We start from the raw sequence: 18,726 nt of genomic DNA, 5'->3' as shown, positions 1-18,726 counted from the left end.
GCTGCGCCGATTTTGTCGCCGGCCAAAAGCAGGGCGCCGTCCCTCGCTCTTGACGCGAGGTTGTCGAGCAGAGCGAGGCGGGTGACTTAGGCAAGTGCGATCCACCCGGTCTTGAGCTCCAGGTATTTCTCCAGCGCATGCAGCGACTTGTCACGGCCGAAGCCGGACTGCTTGACGCCGCCGAGCGGCACGGTGATGTCGGCGCCGCCATAGGTGTTGACGTGGACGACCCCGGCGCGGATTGCTCGCACCATGCGATGCGCAGTCGACAGGTTTGCGGTCCACACCGCCGAGGCGAGGCCATAGACCGTGGAATTGGCGAGGCTCACCGCCTCTTCCTCGGTGTCGAAGCGCATGACGCCAAGCACAGGCCCGAACACTTCCTCGCGGGCGAGTTGCATGTCGCGCGTCACATTCTCGAAGATCGTCGGCGCCATGTAGCTGCCGCCGCTCTCGGTGAGAATGCGTTCGCCGCCAGTGACGAGACGGGCGCCCTCCTCGGCGGCTTTCGCAACGAAGCCGAGATTCTTGTCGAGCTGCTCGGCGCTTGACACCGCGCCGATGTCGCTGGCGAGATCGAGCGGGTCGCCGACCTTCAGCCGTGCGGTTGCCTTGAGAAGCTCGTCCATGAAGCGGTCATAGACCGACGCCTGGATGAGCAGGCGCGAGCCGGCGACGCAGACCTGGCCGGAATTGCGAAAAATGCCGTTGGCCGAGACGATTGCCGCCTGCTTGAGGTCCGGGGCGTCGGCAAAGACGATGTTGGGTGACTTGCCGCCGAGTTCAAGGAAGACGCGCTTCAGATTGGAACGCGCGGAGTACTCGAGCAACCGCCGGCCGACCGGCCCCGAACCGGTGAAGGCGATGGCGTCGACATCCATATGCAGGCCTAGCGCTTCTCCAGTGACCGAACCGCGGCCGGTAACGACATTGAGCACACCGGCGGGAAGCCCCGCCTCGCTGGCGAGTTCCGCCAGCCGCAGCAGCGTCAGCGAGGCGATCTCCGGCGGCTTGACCACCACGCAATTGCCGGCGGCAAGCGCCGGCGCGATCTTCCAGGCGCCGATCATCAGCGGAAAATTCCACGGCACGATGACGCCGACGACGCCGAGCGGCTCCTTGTGGATCAGCCCGAGTACGTTGTCGGGCGTCGGCGCGATCTCGCCATAGACCTTGTCGATCGCCTCGGCATAGTAGCGGATGGTGCCTGCCGCCGAGAGCGGTTCGGCCTTGTAGGCCATTACGATCTCGGTGCCATTGTCGCGCACGCCGAGCACGGCGAGCTCGTCGGCGTGTTTCTCGACCAGTTCGGCGAACCGCGTCAGTACCTTCTTGCGAAGCGCCGGCGCTGCGCGCGACCACGAACCCTTGTCGAACACCTTGCGTGCCGAGACCACGGCGCGATCGACATCGGCGGCGTTGCCGTCGGCGATGCTGGCGAAGGGGCGGCCGTCGATCGGCGAGGTCACCGCCAGCGTCGCGCGTGTTTCGCCTTCTGTCTGTGCGCCATCGATGAAGAGCTTTCGTGCGCCGATCTCCGTCTTGCGCAGCATATCGATGGCGTTCTGGCTGATCATGGACGGTTGGCTCCGAGGGAAACATACAACGTGGTTGGCGCCCGGAATTCCCAGCCGCGAAACACCGGTTCGTTGCCCGGCACCAGCCGGAGATCCGGGAACCGTCCCAGCAGCAGCCGTACTGCAAGGCACATCTGTTCGCGTGCAAAGAACCGGCCAGAACAGAAATGATGGCCAAAGCCGAAGGCGGCGTGGTTGCCCTCGTCGCGGTTGATATCGAACCGGTCGGGTTCGGCAAAGCGGCTCTCGTCGCGGCTTGCCGAGGAGACGAGCGCGGCGACCGGAGCGCCGGCAGGGATCGTCACACCGCCGAGTTCGACCGCGCGCGTCGTTTGCCGTGTCTGCGTGCCGATCGGTGCCACCCAGCGCAGCCCCTCGTCCACGGCCTTCGGCACCAGTGCTTCAGGGTTGGCGAGCACCTGCCGCAACTGTTCGGGATGCGAGAGCAGGCCGGCGAGGATCGAGCCGGCGCCATGGCCTGGCTCCTGCATGCCGCCGAGCAATATGACCTTGATGCTCGGCATCAGGAAGTCGATCGCGCGCGTTGTGCCTTCCGGCATTCCGTCATGCAGCATATGCGACAGTGCGGAGTCATCCGGCGCCCGGGCAAGTCTTTCCAGCGTCGGCAGGATGGTGGCGCCGACTTCAGCGCTGATCGCATCGGCGATCTCCTGCCGCTTCGGGTCATTCTCGAAATTGATGGCGCCCTGGGCAAGGCCATAGAACCAGCGCCGCAAGGTCGGCATGTCGATGTCGGCCAGGCCGAGCGAGCGCGCCAGGCTGAGCGTCGAGACCGGTTCGAAATAGTCGGCCATCAGTTCGGCCGAAACCTGTTCGGCGATCTGGTCGAGATAGGGTTCGGCAATCGAGCGCACCAGGTCGCCGGCATAGGCGGCCACTGTGCGCGGTCGATATTTTGGATCAATGCCTTGCCGCAAATCCTTATGGATTTCGCCGTCGGTGGTCAGGATGGTCGGCTTGCCGAACGAGCGTTCGACCGGCGATGTGCCGACGACGGCGGAGAAGGTGTCGGGCGACTTCGCGACCGTCTCGACATCCTTCCAGCGGGTGACGAACCACAGATTGACCGCCGGCACGAAGGCGACTGGCGCGCTGCGCCGCAATTCCGCATAGATCGGATACGGATCGGCTTCCAGCGCCTCAACGGTGATACCATCGGCAAAGCTCAACGCCGTCACTCCCTTTGCGAGGGCGGCGCCGAGCGCGCCGCCCCTTCTCGTCTGTCTCAGTCCTTCAGCGGCACGCCGAGATTTTCGAAGGCGACCGGATCGCGGTTCTTCAACGCCCCCGCCAGCAGCAGTCCGACGACCGCGGCGATCAGCACCAGTCCCGGCAGGAACGCCCCGAGGAAGCCGCCGGCTCCCGACAGGCTGCCGAAATTGATGACGATCAGGTAGATGATGATGACGAAGGCGATGAAGGTCAGCCCGGGCAGGACGGTGGTCTTCAGCGCGTTTTCCTGGGCCGACGGATTGGCGCGGAAATACATCACGACAGCGAGCGAGGCCACCGCCATCATCACGATGACGCCGAGGGTGGCGACGTTGGTCAGCCACGAAAACAGCGCCAGCACCGGATCGAGGCCGAGCACGGCGAAGAGACCGACGACTATTGCCGCCAGCACGCTCTGGATGACCGAGGCGACATGCGGGCTCTGGTGTGCCGAATGCGTCACGCCGATGCTCTGCGGCAGCAGCTTTTCGCGGCCGGCGACGTAGATGTAGCGGGCGACCGCATTGTGGAAGGCCAGCACGCCGGCAAACAGGCTCGACACGAACAGGATGCTCATCGCATGCGACAGCATCGTTCCGGCGTAGCGGTCGGACAGGCCGAACAGGAAGGTGGTCGGATCCTGAAGCCCCTGCAGCGCCGGAAGCAGTTTGTCGACGCCGGCGCCGACCGCCATCAGCCATGCGGTGACCGTGTAGAAGACGCCGATCAACAGGACGGAGAAATAGGTGGCGCGCGGAATGGTGACCTTGGGGTCGCGCGCCTCCTCGGCATAGATGGTCGTCGCCTCGAAGCCGATGAAGGCGGCAAAGCAGAACAGGATGGCGATGGCCGGGGCGCCTGATGTGATCTGGCTCCAGCTGAATGGCGCCGCCGACAGGCCGCTGTCGCCACCGGTCTTGAGGATGGCGATGTCGAGGACCAGCACCACAAGATATTCGCACAGGACCAGCACCGTCAGGATCTTGGCCGACAGATCGACCTGGCGATAGCCGAGCACGGCGACGAGCGCGATGGCGATGAAGCTCCACACCCACCAGGGCAGGTTGATGCCCCAGCCGGCGAACAGCCCGGCGGTGGCGGCACCTAGCAGGCCCATGACGCCGATCTGCATGGCGTTGTAGGACAGGATGGCGATCAGCGCCGTGGCGCCGCCGGCCAGACCGCCCAACCCGCGCGCCGCATAGGCGTAGAAGGCGCCGGCATTGCCGACATGACGCGACATGGCGACATAGCCAACCGCGAACAGCAGCAGCAGCACGGTCACGATCAGATAGGTGCCGGCAAAGCCCGCGCCATTGCCCATCAGCATGCCGAGCGGCGTGCCGCCGGCGACAGCCGTCAGCGGCGCCGCTGCCGAGATAACCATGAAGGTGATGGCGCCGACGCCGAGGCTGTTCTTCCTCAGCCGGTTAACCTGACCGGTTTCGCTTGTCGTCATTTTACCCTCCAAATTCCGCGCTGCGGAAACAAGTGTCCCTGGAATGCCGCGGCCTTCTTGAGGGCCCAATGTTCATTTCATTATTTGCAACGGCATTTCGAATATAGACTTGCAAAGGAATCCAGTTCCTGTCAAGTTAATTCGCACGTTAAGTACATGATCGGAGGATCAAGCAGGCATGAGCACGGTGACCAAAGCCATTTCCCTGCTGGAAATGCTCGGTCGCGGCGAGCCAGAGATGGCGCTGGCCGACCTCGCTCGCAATGCGAACTTCGACAAGGCGACAACGCGCCGGCTGCTGCTCTCGCTCATGGAACATGATCTGGTGGAGCAGGACGAAACCACCCGCCGCTACCGGCTCGGCCCCGGGCTCGGTTGGCTGACGCTGATGCGTGAGGCGCAGTTTCCATTCGTGCGAACGGCAGCGCCGCTGGTCGAGGCACTGGCCAGTGAAATCGGCGAGACAGTGCATCTCTCGGAATACTCCAAGCGCGGCCTGACTACCGTTCATGTCGTCGAATCGGCCAAGGCCAACCGCGTCAGCGTGCCGCTCGGCGGATACCTGCCGATGCATGCGACCGCGTCCGGCATTGCCTTCCTGGCTTTCACCGAAGACCGCATCCGCGAAGCCATTGTGGCAGGCCCCCTGCCAGCCTTTACGCCTTTCACCGTGTCCGGTGCAGCAGCGCTGGCCGAAGAGATTGCGGCAGCGCGCGTGCGCGGTCATTCGATCAGCTCGCAAGGTTTCGAGGAAGGCGTGCAGAGTGTCGCCGCGCCGATCCTGGGCGCCGGCGGTTTTGCCATCGGCACCATTGCCATTGCCGCACCGCGGGTGCGTGTGGTGGAGGGCGATATCGAGCGCTACGGCTCAAGCGTCGCGGACGCCGCGCGCAGCATCGGCGAGCAGCTTGTCGGACGGCGCAGCCTGTCGGGGCGCTGGCGCGCATCATGATGCAGGCGCACATCTTGATCATTCACTGGGGAGACTGACTTTGCAGGACAAACGCCGAATCCTGGTTATCGGCACGGGCGACACCAAGGCCGATGAGTTGCTGTTCATGCGCGAGCGCATCGAGGCGGTCGGCGGTGTCGCCGTTATGATGGATGTCAGCGTGCTCGGCGACCCGCCCTACCGGCCGGCGCATGACAAGCACGCCGTGGCTCAAGCTGCAGAAACGACAATCGAGGCGATCATTGCCAGCGGCGACGAGAATACGGCGATGACGCTGATGGCGCTCGGCGCCTCGCGGCTTGCGCGTTCGCTCTACGACCAAAGCGAGATCGACGGCTTCATTGCGCTTGGCGGCTCCATGGGAACCGACCTTGCGCTCGACGTTGCCCTGTCGCTGCCGCTCGGCGTGCCGAAATTCGTCGTCTCGACCATCGCCTATTCGCATCTGCTGCCGCCGGAACGGATCGCAACCGATCTGATGATGATCCTGTGGGCGGGAGGCCTCTATGGCCTCAACAGCGCCTGCAAGGCTGTACTGTCGCAAGCCAGCGGCGCGGTGGTAGGTGCTGCGCGCGCCGTCGTCAAGCCGGACCAGGCCAGGCCGATGATCGGCATGAGCTCGCTCGGGAAGAGCTGCCTGCACTACATGGTGGCGCTGAAGCCGGAGCTGGAGAAGCGCGGCTATGAAGTCATCGTGTTCCACACCACCGGCATGGGCGGACGAGCGCTGGAAGCGATCGCTGCGCAGCGCGGTTTCGTCGCGGTGATGGATTTCAGCCTGCAGGAACTCGCCAACCAGCTCACCGGCTCGGTGGTCAATTCGGGCACCGATCGGCTGGAAAACGCCGGGCGGCAAGGCATCCCGCAGATCGTCGCGCCGGGCGCCATCGACATGGTGGATTTTCCGACCTGGCAAGCGGTGCCCTCCCGCTTTGCCGACCGCCCCTATCACGCTCACAATCGCCTGCTCGCCTCGGTGACCTCAGACGGCGCAACGCGCCGGGAGATCGCACGCGCCATCGGTCAAAAACTGGCGGCGGCAAAGGGCCCAACTGCCTTCATCCTGCCGGCCGGCGGCATCCAGCAATGGGACCAGCAAGGCGAACCCCTGCATGAGCCGGAAGCGTTGATGGCCTTTATCGAGGAAATGCGCGTCAGCGTGCCCACCAATGCCGAGCTGCACGAGATATCGGGCCACATCAATGATGCCGCCTTCAGCGCCAAGGCGTTGGAGATTTTCGATCGCTGGGTCACCGAGGGTCTCATCCCGCCAGGGGCGCCACAGGGAAAGCAGGCCGCATGAGCGCGGTACGGCCACAGGCGCTGGTGCTCGACTTCGGCGGCGTCGTCACCCGCACGCTGTTCGAGACGCATGCGCTGACCGAGCGTGCGCTCGGGCTGGCGCCCGGCACGCTCGACTGGCGCGGGCCGTTCGACCCGGCATCGGACCCGCTGTGGCGCGCCATGCAGGCCGACGCGATCAGCGAACGCGGCTATTGGAAGACGCGCACGCGCGAGGTTGGACAGTTGGTCGGCGAGGACTGGCACGACATGTCGACCTTCGTGCAACGCGCACGCGGCGCCGATCCGCAGGCCGTGGTGCGGCCTGAGGCCGAGCGGGCGGTCCGCGCGGCGCATGAAGCCGGCGTCCGGCTCGCGATCCTCTCCAACGAGCTCGACCTGTTCTACGGCAGCACGTTCCGGGAGCGGTTGCCGCTGCTATCGCTGTTCGAAACAATCGTCGACGCAACCTACACCCAGATCCTCAAGCCCGACCGCCAAGCCTATGCCATGGTCAGCACGGCACTTGATCTGCCGCCTGCCGCTTGCGTCTTCGTCGACGACCAGAAGCGCAATGTCGATGGCGCGATTGCTGCCGGCATGCTGGCCGTGCAGTTCGACGTCGCCGAGCCGGCGCGAAGCTATGCCGAGGCGCTTGGTCATTTTGGCCTCGCCATCCCATGATCCAGAAAATCCGGAGTCTCCAGAGATGCGTGACATCAACTTCCTCACCGAGAACAACGCCAAGCCGATCTGGCATCCGATGGCGCATCCGGCCGAAATGCGGACGACGCCGCCGAGGATCATCATGCAGGGCAAAGGTGTCGAGGTGACCGACATTGACGGCCGCACCGTGCTCGACGCCGTCGGCGGCCTCTGGAACGTCAACCTCGGCTACAGCTGCGATCCGATCAAGCAGGCGATTGCCGCCCAGCTCGACGCCCTGCCCTACTATTCCGGCTTTCGCGGCACCTCGACCGGACCGTCGATCGAGCTCGCCTTCGAACTCTGCGACTGGTTCGCGCCGGAAGGCATGGTCCGAGCTTTCTTCACCTCCGGCGGCTCGGATTCGGTCGAGACGGCGCTGCGGCTTTCCCGGCAATACTGGAAGATCCGCGGCCAGGGCGACCGAACAAAATTCCTGGCGCTGAAGAAGGGCTATCACGGCACGCATTTCGGCGGCGCCTCGGTCAACGGCAACGCCAATTTCCGCCGCAATTACGAGCCGCTGATGCCCGGTGTCTTCCATACGCCGGCGCCCTGGACCTATCGCAACCCGTTCGACGAAACCGACCCGGCGAAGCTGGCCAAGCTGTGCGCCCGCGCGATCGAGGACGAGATCGCCTTCCAGGGTGGCGACACCATCGCCGCCTTCATCATGGAGCCGGTGCTTGGCGCCGGCGGCGTCATCGTCCCGCATGAGAGCTTCATGCCGCTGGTGCGCGCCATCTGCGACCGCCACGAGATCCTCCTCATCGCCGACGAGGTGGTAACCGGCTTCGGCCGCACCGGCGCCTGGTCGGGCTCGCGTCTCTCAGGTGTGAAGCCGGATTTCATGACCATCGCCAAGGCGGTCACCTCAGGCTATTTCCCGCTCGGCGCGACACTGATCGGCGCCAAGGTGGCCGAGGTCTTCGAAGCCGACAAGACCAGTTTCGGCGCAATCGGCCACGGCTACACCTATTCCGGCCATCCGGTCGGCTGCGCCGCCGGGCTGGTTGCACTGGCCGAGACCAAGCGGCTCGCCCTCCACGACAACGCCGCCGCGCGCGGCGTCGAACTCGGCAAGGCGCTGGAAGCGCTGAAGGCAAAACACGCACTGGTCGGCGATGTCAGGTACATCGGGCTGATGGCAGCGCTCGAACTGGTCTCCGACCGCGCCGCCAAGAAGCCGGTCGACAAGAAGACGATGAATGCCGTCGCCGATGCCGCCTATGCGGCCGGCGTCATGCTGCGCGTCTCCGGCAACGCCATCATCCTGTCGCCGCCGCTGGTGATCACGGCAGCGGATGTGGCGAGGATCGGTGAGGCGTTGGATGCGGGGTTGGCTGCCGCCTAGACTAGCGAATAGGGAATAGCGAGTAGCGAATAGGTGCGGTGAGCCATCATCGCTACTCGCTACTCGCTACTTCCAAGCCTCTCCCGCCGCCACGCCGCCGGCGACAGGCCGACGGCCGAGCGAAAGAAGCGCGAGAAATAGGCGGGGTCATTGAACCCCGTCTCATAGGCGATGTCCTCGACCGGACGCACGGTGAACAGCAGCAGGCGCTTGGCCTCGACCAGCCGCCGCTCGCCGATGGCCTGGCGCACGCCTGCACCCAGACCCTGCCGCGCCGCCTTGTCGAGCAGATGGCGCGTGGTGCCGAGTGCGGCGACATAGCGCTCGACCGGCCAGTCGTCGCGAAAATGCCGGTCGATCAGCCGCCGCAAGCGGCCTGCCAGCGCAACGGCCGCCGGCACCGCGACGGAATGCGACTCCGCATCGAGGCGAGCAATCCCCGACAGCCCGACAGCGATCAGCGACGGCAGGATTTTCTCCAAACCCGGCAAGGCGTCGGCATATTCCGACTGGATCAGCCTGATGATGCTTGCGAGCTTCTCCCAAAGGGCTGCTTCGCCGCGTCCAGTGACGAAGACCGGCTGGTCGAGTGGCAGCAAGGAGTGCTCGGCGATTGCCGCAAGTGCCGCGTCGGCGACTGACACCACGATGGCATCGGTGCCCGGTTCGATGCTGAAGCCGTGCACCACGCCGCTCGGCATGAAACTCACAGTCGGCGCCGAAAAACTCCAGGTCTGGTCCTCGATCCGATAGCTGCCGCTGCCGCTGGTCCAGAAGGTGATCTGCGCCATTTGCGGATGCTTGTGCGCCAGCACATGGCCCCGATGCACAGCAGCGCGGGCAAGAACCGTCTCGACATGCAGGAAGCCGACATCGATGGTTTGCGCCGGCTCGCCATAGACGAAGAATTCGGGAATGCTGGTCTGGTTCATGGCACCCGAAAAAGTCCAAATGGTTTTGGCCTTTCGTCCATAAACCATTGCAGCGCGCCGGGCTAGTGTTCGACCATCAAGGGAGGATCAAGGATGCGATCGGAAGAGTTCCGGGCTGAGACGAAACGGCCGTTTACCGGTGCCGAATATCTCGAGAGCCTACGCGACGGCCGCGAGGTCTACATCAATGGCGAGCGCATCGCCGACGTCACCACCCATCCAGCGATGCGCAATTCCGCCCGCTCGCTTGCCCGTCTCTACGATGCCTTGCACGACCCGGCGCGACAGGCGGTGCTGACCTCGCCCACCGAGACCGGCTCGGGCGGCTACACGCACAAATATTTTCGCGTCGCCAGATCTTCGAGCGACCTCGTCGCACAGCAGTCGGCGATCGCCGACTGGTCGCGCATGTCCTACGGCTGGATGGGGCGCACGCCCGACTACAAGGCAGCGCTGATGAACACGCTCGGCGCCAATGCCGAATGGTACGGGCCGTTCAAGGACAATGCGCGCGCCTGGCACAGCAGAGCACAGGAAGCCGTCCTGTTCATGAACCATGCCATCGTCAACCCGCCGATCGACCGCCACAAGCCGGCCGAACAGGTGAAGGACGTGTTCGTCCACATCACCAAGGAGAGCGACGCCGGCATCTGGGTGTCCGGCGCCAAGGTGGTGGCGACGTCGTCGGCGCTCACCCACTACAATTTCCTGGCGCAGAGTTCGGCAACGGTGACCGAGGATCCGTCGCTGTCGGTGATGTTCATCGTGCCGATGAATGCGCCGGGCATAAAGATGTTCTGCCGGGTCTCCTACGAGCAGACCGCCAACACGGTGGGCACCCCGTTCGACTATCCGCTGTCATCGCGCTTCGACGAGAACGACGCCATCCTGGTGCTCGACAACGTCTTCATCCCCTGGGAGGACGTGCTGGTGCTGCGCGACGCGCAAAAAATCCTGTCCTTCCACCCGGCATCGGGCTTCATGCACGGCTATTGTTTCCAGGGCTGCACCCGCTTTGCCGTCAAGCTGGACTTCCTTGCCGGCCTGCTGGCCAAAGCGCTGCGCGCCACCGGCGGCGACGCATTCCGCGGCAACCAGGCAGCACTTGGCGAGGTCATCGCACTGCGCCACATGTTCTGGAGTTTTTCCAACGCCATGGCGTACAATCCGGTGCCTTGGGCCGACGGCGCGGTGCTGCCCAATCTGGAGGCCGCACTCGCTTACCGCACCTTCATGTCGGAAGCCTATCCGCGCGTTATCGACACGGTGCGCCGGGTGATCGCCTCGGGCCTGATCTATCTCCCCTCCTCGGTGAAGGATTTCGAAAATCCGGAGATCGACAAGTACCTTGCCCAGTACGTGCGCGGCTCGAACGACATGGGCCATGTCGAGCGCATCAAGATCATGAAGTTGCTGTGGGATGCGACCGGCACCGAATTCGGCGGCCGCCACGCGCTCTACGAGCTCAACTATGCCGGCGCACCCGAAGAGGTGCGGCTGCAGGTGCTGAAAGGTGCCGAGCGCGGCGGCCGCCTCAAGGCAATGGAAGAGCTGGTCGACACTTGCATGGCCGACTATGACGAAAAGGGCTGGACCGGCGATACCTGGCTGCCGCCGCTGCCGGCCAATGCAGGCTGAGGCCGACCATGGAGGCGCAGGTCGCAAGGCTCGAATTCCGTGACGCCATGGCGCGCGTCTGCGCGCCGGTCAACATCGTCACCACGGATGGTCCGGCAGGTCGCGGCGGTTTCACCGCGACCGCCATGTGCAGCGTTTCCGACGATCCGCCGACGCTGCTTGTCTGCATGAACGAGCGCTCGACACAGGCCGGCCTGTTCCTCGCCAACCGGCGCTTCTGCGTCAACGTGCTGACGCAGGCGCATATGCACCTGGCGGCAAAGTTTGCCGGGGCGATGCGCGACATGGCCGAGCGCTACGGCGCCGCACGATGGCAGACCATGCCGTCCGGCATGCCGGCGCTGCTCGACGCCATCGTCAGCTTCGATTGTGAGATCGGCGAGGTGAACCGCGTCGGCACCCACAATGTCATGTTCGGCCGCGTCGTCGACATCCGTCACGGCAGCGGTGAGGCCGCCCTGCTCTACGTCGACCGCAACTACATGCAGCCGACAGCGCTGGGGAGTTTTGGCGGCTAATCGCCGTCAGGTCTGGTTCTCGGATGACTCCGACTGGATCAGGCTTTCCAGCAGATCCAGCAGACGCTCCTGTTGCTCCGCGCCATAGCGTTGCTCTATCGCCTCGTAAATGGAGGCACGCTCGGGCGACAGATCCTCGATCAGCGCCAGCCCGGCCGCACTGATGGCGAGCAGCGCCCGGCGGCCATCGTCCTTGACCTTGTTGCGGGTGATGAACTGCCGTTCCTCCATCGCCTTGATGATGCGGGTCAGGCTCGGCGGCAGGATCGATGCGCGGTTGGCAAGCTCGGTCGCCTCAAGCGGACCGGCCTCGGCAAGCACGCGCAGCACGCGCCATTGCTGTTCGGTGATGTCGTGGCGGGCAAGCATCGGCCGGAAATGCGCCATGATTACTTCGCGGGCACGAAGCAGTGCCATCGGCAAGGAGCGGCGGGTGCTGGGCGGTAGCAAGATCAGGTCTCCAGACGATTCCAGTTCCGTTCCGTCCCAGTACGCAGCCCGGGACGCAACATTGAGCTATATCCGTCATTTTGTCGGGAGCGGCAAATCCCGACCGAACGGAAGCGGTTTTACCCAGAGAACTACGCTTGACATTCCGATGTCAAGATGTAATTCACATGTTAATTACAAGGTGGAGGAGCCCCTTGCCGCACATGGCGATTGAATATTCCGCGAATCTCGACGCCAAGGTCGACATGACAGAGCTTTGCGCGCTGGTCTCGCGGACAATTCTCGAGACCGGCCTGTTCGAGCCTGGCGCGGTCAGGGTGCGCGCCTTTCGCACTGAGGCCTATGCGATCGCCGACCGTCTGCCCGAGAACGGTTTCATCGACATGAACTTCCGCATCGGCAAGGGCCGCAGTGACGAAGAAAAGAAGCGCACCGGCGAGGCGATTTTCGCCACCGTCTCGGAGCATCTCGCATCGTTGTTCACGACACCGCATTTCGCGCTGTCGCTGGAAATCCGCGAGATCGACGCCGAATTGAACTGGAAGAAGAACGCGATTCACCCGCGTCTGCGTGGCAAGTAACCGTGCGGCGAGTGAGACAGCGGCAAATTACAGGGAAGACCCCATGACGGCACTAGACGACAATATCAAGAAGGCCGAAGCCTATCTCGAGCGCTTCCGGAGCACAGGCGTGCTCAACCAGATCGGCGGCGAGGCCGTGCCGGCCGCCGACGGCTCGACCTTCGAGTCACTGTCGCCTGTCGACCTGAAGCTGATCGCCAAGGTGGCGCGCGGCAAGGCTATCGATGTGGACCGCGCCGCAAAGGCGGCAAAGGCAGCCTTCCGTGACTGGGCGGCAATGGCCGGCGAGACCCGCAAGAAGCTGTTGCACCGCATCGCCGACGCCATCGAAGCGCGGGCCGAGGAAATAGCTTTCGTCGAATGCATGGACACCGGCCAGTCGCTGAAGTTCATGGCCAAGGCGGCGCTGCGCGGCGCCGAGAACTTCCGCTTCTTCGCCGACCGTGCGCCCGAAGCCCGCGACGGCGAGACGATCCGCGCACCGAACCAGGTCAACATGACGACGCGCGTGCCAATCGGCCCGGTTGGCGTGATCACGCCGTGGAACACGCCCTTCATGCTGTCGACATGGAAGATCGCGCCGGCGCTGGCGGCCGGCTGCACCATCGTTCACAAGCCAGCTGAATTTTCGCCGCTGACTGCCCGGCTGCTGGTCGAGATCGCCGAGGAGGCCGGGCTGCCGAAGGGCGTCTGGAACCTCGTCAACGGTTTAGGCGAGGATGCCGGCAAGGCGCTAACCGAACACCCCGATATCAAGGCGATCGGCTTCGTCGGCGAAAGCCGCACCGGCTCGATGATCATGAAGCAAGGCGCTGACACGCTGAAGCGCGTGCATTTCGAACTTGGCGGCAAGAACCCGGTCATCGTCTTTGCCGATGCTGACCTGGAGCGTGCGGCCGACGCTGCCGTCTTCATGATCTATTCGCTGAACGGCGAACGGTGCACCTCATCGTCCCGCCTTCTGGTCGAGGCCTCGATCTATGAAAGCTTCACCGCCAAGGTCGCCGAAAGGGCAAAGCGCATCGTCGTCGGCCACCCGCTCGATCCGAAAACGGTTATCGGGCCCCTCATCCATCCTGTGCATGAAAAGAAGGTTCTCGAATATATCGAGATTGGCCGCTCGGAAGGCGCCACTGTCGCTGCCGGCGGCGGCAAATTCGCAGGTCCAGGCGGCGGTTGTTATGTCAGTCCGACGCTGTTCACCGGCGCCAACAACCGCATGCGCATTGCCCAGGAAGAAATTTTTGGACCAGTGCTGACCGCGATCCCGTTCAAGGACGAAGCCGAGGCGCTGGCGTTGGCCAACGACACACAATACGGCTTGACCGGCTATCTCTGGACCGCCGACGTCACCCGCGCCTTCCGCTTCACCGACGCGCTCGAGGCCGGCATGATCTGGGTGAATTCGGAGAATGTGCGCCATTTGCCGACGCCGTTCGGTGGCGTCAAGAATTCCGGCATCGGCCGCGACGGCGGCGATCACTCCTTCGACTTCTACATGGAAACCAAGAACATTGCGTTCGCCACGGCGCCGCACTCGATCCAGAAACTTGGCGGTTGACGGAGGAAATCAGATGCCCTTGCCCACACCCAACCTCTATCCGGCCTTCAACATCGTGCGGCTCAGCCATATCGAGCTGGCCGTCACCGACCTTGCAAAATCCCGCGCTTTCTATGTCGACACGCTCGGCTTGCAGGTGACCGACGAGACCAGCGACGCCATCTATCTGCGCGCCATGGAGGAACGCGGCCATCATTGCATCGTGCTGCGGAAGGGTGCCAAGCCGGAAGCCCGCGACCTCGGCTTCAAGCTGTTCTCCGAAGAGGATCTCGACAAGGCCGAGCACTTCTTTAAGGGCAAGGGCCTGCCGGTGGAATGGGTCGAGCGCCCCTACCAATCGCGCACCTTCCGTACCCGCGATCCGCACGGCATTCCACTCGAATTCTACGCTCAAATGGAAAGGCTGCCGCCGATCCACCAGAAGTACGCGCTGTACAAGGGCGTCAAGCCGCTGCGCATTGACCACTTCAACTGCTTCTCGCCCAATGTCGATGAATCGGTGGCGTTCTACAACGAGCTCGGCTTCCGCGTCACCGAATACACCGAGGATGAAGCGACCGGAAAGCTGTGGGCCGCCTGGACGCACCGCAAGGGCGGCGTCCACGACATTGCCTTCACCAACGGCATCGGCCCACGCCTGCACCACGTCGCCTTCTGGGTGCCGACGCCGCTCAACATCATCGACCTGCTCGACCTGATGGCGACCACCGGCTGGCTGCCGAACATCGAACGCGGTCCCGGCCGGCACGGCATCTCCAACGCCTTCTTCCTCTACATCCGCGACCCCGACAATCACCGCATCGAGATCTACTGTTCGGACTACCAGACGGTCGATCCCGATCTGGAGCCGATCAAGTGGGACCTGAAGGACCCGCAGCGGCAGACGCTGTGGGGCGCGCCGGCGCCAAAAAGCTGGTTCGAGGAAGGCAGCGTCTTTGCCGGCGTCGAGCCGCGCAGGTCCGACCTGGCGGCATCGCCGATCGTGGCGCCTTGACCGGCAAACAGAATTATTTGCAGCCGTGTGTCATGTGCGCGCCCGGCATGACAAGAATGATCGAGGCGAGAGACGCATGAACGAGAATGATTTTGCCGCGTGGTCCCGCAGGGCGGCGGACTGGGGCGCCGCCTACCGCGCGTCTCTGCGTGACAGGCCGGTGCGTGCAAAAACCGCACCCGGTGACATTACCGCCCAGCTATCGATGCAGCCACCGCAAACCGGTGAGGATATGAATGCCATATTCGCCGATTTCGAGAACATCATCTTGCCTGGTATGACGCATTGGCAGCACCCGCGCTTTTTTGCCTATTTTCCTGCCAACGCGGCACCCGTGTCCGTCATTGCGGAATATCTTGTGACGGCAATGGCGGCCCAATGCATGCTCTGGCAGACCTCGCCCGCGGCAACCGAACTTGAGACCAGGGTCATCGATTGGCTGCGGCAGGCGATAGGGTTGCCAGAGGGATTTTCCGGCGTCATTCAAGATTCCGCCTCCTCGGCCACGCTCTCAGCCGTTCTCGTCATGCGCGAACGCGCCCTTGATTGGAATGGCAACAAGACCGGCCTCAGCGGCAATCCGCAACTGCGTATCTATTCATCCGATCAGGTCCACACCTCCATCGACCGCGCGATCTGGGTCTCCGGCATCGGCGAGAACAATCTTGTGCGAATTCCCGCCGGAGGCACACTCAGAAGCATGGATTGTGACGCGCTGGAGGCGGCAATCATCAATGACAAAGCGTCGGGCTATGTGCCTGCTGGCATCATCGCCTGCACAGGTGGAACCAGTACCGGCGCCTGCGATGACATCGCTAAGGTGGTCGCCGTTGCGGGCAAACATGGGCTTTACGTTCATGTCGACGCGGCTTGGGCCGGATCTGCGATGATTTGCGAGGAGTTCCGCCCCCTATGGGCAGGTGTCGAGGGCGCCGATTCCGTCGTATTCAACCCGCACAAATGGCTGGGCGCACAGTTCGACTGTTCGGCGCATTTCATCCGCAGCCCTGCCGATCTCGTGCGCACACTTGCCATTCAGCCGGAATATCTGAAGACACACGGCCGCGACGGCATCATCAACTATTCGGAATGGACGGTGCCGCTCGGCCGCCGCTTCCGTGCCCTCAAGCTCTGGTTCCTGCTGCGGTTCCATGGGCTGAATGGCCTGAAAACGATGATCCGCAACCATGTGGCATGGTCGGAAAAACTCTGCGAACGCCTGCGCAACGCTGACAATTTTGAGATCGTGACTGATCCGGCGTTCTCGCTTTTCTCATTCAGGCACCTCGGCGCAACGGATCTCGACGCTCACAACATCGCTCTGGTGAACGCCATCAATGATGACGGCCGCATCTATCTGACACAGACACGCGTGAACGGAAGCGTGGCAATCCGCTTCCAGGCCGGTCAGTTTGAGATGACGGAGGCCGACGCCGACATTGCGCACGACGTCATCACCGAAGTTGCCAGCAAAATGCTGACCACCGGTCAGGCTTGAAGGACTGGAAAAATATAATGCAACTGAACCATCCTTCACTGTTTCGCCAAGCTGCGCTTGTCGGCGATAGCTGGACTGAAGCCGATGCGGCGGTGGACACCACCACAGGCAAAACCATCGGCCACATTCGAAGCGGGCGCGGGCTGACCCGCGGGCTGCGATCGAAGCGGTGCGGATCGCCCACATGGGCTGGCGCATCGTGGTGACCAAACAGCCGATTGGTGTCGTCGCCGCCATTGCTTCCTGGAACTTTGAACGCGACGATGTCTGCCTCGGCGGCATCGCCTGAGCAATGCGGAGAGAGATCATGTCACCCGCGAAATTTGTCAGTTTTGTCCGCAACGGCCGCAGTGGATACGGCGTTCTTGTTGGCGATAGAATTATCGATCTTTCCGCACGCCATGCAGCAGAGTGGCCAACGCTGCGCGAAGTAATTGCCGGTGGCGCGCTGCAAAGAATTGCGCAAGAGACCGCGGGTCTGCAGCCAGATTTCCCGCTCTCCGACGTGCGTCTCGATATTCCGGTGCCGTCGCCGGAAAAGATCATCTGCGTCGGGGTGAATTTCCCCGATCGCAACGAGGAATACAAGGACGGGCAAGCAGCACCATCCAACCCCTCGCTCTTCATCCGCTTCCCGCGCTCGTTCACTGGGCATGATGAACCGCTCATCCGCCCGCCTGAAAGCCTGCAGCTAGATTACGAAGGCGAGATCGTACTCATTATCGGAAAGGGTGGAAGGCGGATTGCCGAGGCTCGGGCGCTCGAACATGTCGCAGCCCTCTCGCTTTGCAATGAAGGAACCATCCGCGACTGGGTGCGCCACGCCAAGTTCAATGTTACCCAGGGCAAGAACTTCGACCGCACGGGCTCGATCGGTCCTTGGCTGATCCCGTTCACCGATGAAGCGCAGATTGCCGACATCAAGTTGGAAACGCGCGTCAACGGCGAGATTCGTCAACAGGACCGCACCAGCCGCATGATCTTTTCGTTTCGCAAGATCATCAACTATGTCTCGACCTTCACCACCCTTGTTCCTGGTGACATCATCGTCACCGGCACGCCGACCGGCGCTGGCGCCCGCTTCGAGCCGCCGATCTGGCTGAAGCCCGGCGACGTCATCGAGGTCGAAGCCGACGGCATCGGGCTGCTGCGCAACGGCGTCGTCGACGAAGGGACAGAACAATGACCCCTGAGCAAGTCGAGGACGCCGCCATGCGGCTGTTCGAGGCCGAACGCGACCGCCGGCAAATCAGGCTGCTCAGCCTCGATTTTCCAGGCGCGACGATGGACGACGCCTACCGCGTGCAGGCAGAACTCGTGAAGAAGAAGGTGGCGTCCGGCCTGACCATCAAAGGCTGGAAGATCGGCCTGACCTCCAAGGCGATGCAATCGGCGCTGGCCATCGACATTCCCGATTCCGGCGTGCTGTTCGACGACATGTTTTTCGACGACGGTGGCACCGTCCCTGCCGACCGATTCATCCAGCCGCGCATCGAGGCCGAGATCGCCTTCGTCATGAAGGCGACGCTCTCAGGCCCGGACGTGTCGATCGAGGACGTGCTCGACGCCACCGACTACATCACGCCGGCCTTGGAGATCCTCGACACCCGCATCGAGCGTGTCAACAAGGAGACCGGCAAGATCAGGACTTTCTTCGACACCATCTCCGACAATGCCGCCAATGCCGGCATCGTCGTGGGCGGTCGCGCGGCCGGTCCGCGCGAGGCCGATCTGCGCTGGATCGGCGCCATCGTGTCGCGCAATGGCGAGGTCGAGGAAACCGGCCTTGGCGCCGGTGTGCTCGACCATCCAGCCAAGGGCATCGTCTGGCTGGCCAACCGGCTGCACCAATACGGCATGCAGATCGAGGCCGGACAGGTCGTGCTGTCGGGCTCGTTCGTGCGCCCGGTCGAAGCGCGTCACGGCGACAACATTGCTGCCGATTTCGGCCCATACGAAACAATCCGTATGGCTTTTGCCTGATATATTCGCA

Annotated in this window: 17 protein-coding genes; 12 read left to right on the top strand and 5 right to left on the bottom strand. The window is 63.4% G+C overall.

Annotated elements, in window-relative coordinates:
• Positions 1–86: 86 nt before the first annotated feature.
• The 3 genes from AC1DX6_RS25955 to AC1DX6_RS25945 are packed head-to-tail and all read right to left on the bottom strand — an operon-like array spanning position 87 to position 4,269.
• Positions 87–1,577: an aldehyde dehydrogenase gene (locus tag AC1DX6_RS25955; protein WP_477318623.1), complete on the bottom strand. Its 1,491-nt coding sequence runs from the start codon at positions 1,575–1,577 to the stop codon at positions 87–89.
• Positions 1,574–2,767, bottom strand: coding sequence for a cytochrome P450 (locus AC1DX6_RS25950; protein ID WP_477318621.1), 1,194 nt, complete (start codon positions 2,765–2,767; stop codon positions 1,574–1,576). The genes AC1DX6_RS25955 and AC1DX6_RS25950 overlap by 4 nt, the downstream gene beginning before the upstream one ends.
• 56 nt (positions 2,768–2,823) lie before the next feature.
• Complete coding sequence (locus AC1DX6_RS25945; protein ID WP_477318619.1) at positions 2,824–4,269, bottom strand: APC family permease; 1,446 nt, start codon at positions 4,267–4,269, stop codon at positions 2,824–2,826.
• Positions 4,270–4,447: 178 nt separating this feature from the next.
• Between AC1DX6_RS25945 and AC1DX6_RS25940 the strand changes: the two genes are divergently transcribed.
• The 4 genes from AC1DX6_RS25940 to AC1DX6_RS25925 are packed head-to-tail and all read left to right on the top strand — an operon-like array spanning position 4,448 to position 8,561.
• Positions 4,448–5,221, top strand: a complete 774-nt coding sequence (locus AC1DX6_RS25940) for an IclR family transcriptional regulator (RefSeq protein WP_477318617.1) — start codon at positions 4,448–4,450, stop codon at positions 5,219–5,221.
• A gap of 40 nt (positions 5,222–5,261) precedes the next feature.
• The gene (locus AC1DX6_RS25935; protein ID WP_477318615.1) at positions 5,262–6,524 is read left to right on the top strand and encodes a Tm-1-like ATP-binding domain-containing protein; all 1,263 of its coding nucleotides are present in this window, start codon (positions 5,262–5,264) and stop codon (positions 6,522–6,524) included.
• Positions 6,521–7,186 carry an HAD family hydrolase gene (locus AC1DX6_RS25930; protein WP_477318613.1) on the top strand — a complete coding sequence of 222 codons (666 nt, stop codon included), beginning with the start codon at positions 6,521–6,523 and terminating at the stop codon, positions 7,184–7,186. Before AC1DX6_RS25935 ends, AC1DX6_RS25930 begins: the two co-directional genes overlap by 4 nt.
• A 25-nt stretch (positions 7,187–7,211) precedes the next feature.
• Positions 7,212–8,561 carry an aminotransferase class III-fold pyridoxal phosphate-dependent enzyme gene (locus AC1DX6_RS25925; protein ID WP_477318611.1) on the top strand — a complete coding sequence of 450 codons (1,350 nt, stop codon included), beginning with the start codon at positions 7,212–7,214 and terminating at the stop codon, positions 8,559–8,561.
• Between the two features lie 59 nt (positions 8,562–8,620).
• On the opposite strand, the gene AC1DX6_RS25920 is transcribed toward AC1DX6_RS25925, so the two are convergent.
• Positions 8,621–9,493, bottom strand: a complete 873-nt coding sequence (locus tag AC1DX6_RS25920; protein WP_477318609.1) for a helix-turn-helix domain-containing protein — start codon at positions 9,491–9,493, stop codon at positions 8,621–8,623.
• 93 nt (positions 9,494–9,586) lie between these two features.
• Here AC1DX6_RS25920 and AC1DX6_RS25915 point away from each other — a divergent pair, with 93 nt between their 5' ends.
• Together AC1DX6_RS25915 and AC1DX6_RS25910 are read left to right on the top strand one after the other, a co-directional pair.
• The gene (locus AC1DX6_RS25915; protein ID WP_477318607.1) at positions 9,587–11,131 is read left to right on the top strand and encodes a 4-hydroxyphenylacetate 3-hydroxylase N-terminal domain-containing protein; all 1,545 of its coding nucleotides are present in this window, start codon (positions 9,587–9,589) and stop codon (positions 11,129–11,131) included.
• 8 nt (positions 11,132–11,139) lie between these two features.
• Complete coding sequence (locus AC1DX6_RS25910; protein WP_477318605.1) at positions 11,140–11,649, top strand: flavin reductase; 510 nt, start codon at positions 11,140–11,142, stop codon at positions 11,647–11,649.
• 6 nt (positions 11,650–11,655) lie between these two features.
• Here AC1DX6_RS25910 and hpaR read toward each other — a convergent pair whose 3' ends face one another.
• Positions 11,656–12,066, bottom strand: coding sequence for a homoprotocatechuate degradation operon regulator HpaR (gene hpaR, locus AC1DX6_RS25905; protein WP_477318725.1), 411 nt, complete (start codon positions 12,064–12,066; stop codon positions 11,656–11,658).
• Between the two features lie 227 nt (positions 12,067–12,293).
• On the opposite strand from hpaR, the gene AC1DX6_RS25900 reads away from it, so the two are divergent.
• The 6 genes from AC1DX6_RS25900 to hpaH all read left to right on the top strand — a co-directional run bounded on the left by AC1DX6_RS25900 (position 12,294) and on the right by hpaH (position 18,716).
• Positions 12,294–12,680: a 5-carboxymethyl-2-hydroxymuconate isomerase gene (locus tag AC1DX6_RS25900; RefSeq protein ID WP_477318603.1), complete on the top strand. Its 387-nt coding sequence runs from the start codon at positions 12,294–12,296 to the stop codon at positions 12,678–12,680.
• Between the two features lie 43 nt (positions 12,681–12,723).
• Complete coding sequence (gene hpaE, locus AC1DX6_RS25895; RefSeq protein WP_477318601.1) at positions 12,724–14,241, top strand: 5-carboxymethyl-2-hydroxymuconate semialdehyde dehydrogenase; 1,518 nt, start codon at positions 12,724–12,726, stop codon at positions 14,239–14,241.
• 13 nt (positions 14,242–14,254) lie between these two features.
• Complete coding sequence (hpaD, locus tag AC1DX6_RS25890) at positions 14,255–15,235, top strand: 3,4-dihydroxyphenylacetate 2,3-dioxygenase (RefSeq protein WP_477318599.1); 981 nt, start codon at positions 14,255–14,257, stop codon at positions 15,233–15,235.
• A gap of 76 nt (positions 15,236–15,311) precedes the next feature.
• On the top strand, positions 15,312–16,733 hold the full coding sequence (locus AC1DX6_RS25885; RefSeq protein ID WP_477318597.1) for a pyridoxal phosphate-dependent decarboxylase family protein: 1,422 nt from the start codon (positions 15,312–15,314) through the stop codon (positions 16,731–16,733).
• A 307-nt stretch (positions 16,734–17,040) separates the two neighbouring features.
• Complete coding sequence (locus tag AC1DX6_RS25880; RefSeq protein ID WP_477318595.1) at positions 17,041–17,919, top strand: fumarylacetoacetate hydrolase family protein; 879 nt, start codon at positions 17,041–17,043, stop codon at positions 17,917–17,919.
• A complete protein-coding gene (hpaH, locus tag AC1DX6_RS25875; protein ID WP_477318593.1) occupies positions 17,916–18,716 on the top strand; it encodes a 2-oxo-hept-4-ene-1,7-dioate hydratase in 801 nt (266 codons plus the stop codon). Before AC1DX6_RS25880 ends, hpaH begins: the two co-directional genes overlap by 4 nt.
• The last annotated feature ends 10 nt before the right edge of the window (positions 18,717–18,726 follow it).

Source organism: Mesorhizobium sp. P2_C4, assembly GCF_056404575.1.
This window is presented reverse-complemented; position numbering and strand designations above follow the sequence as displayed.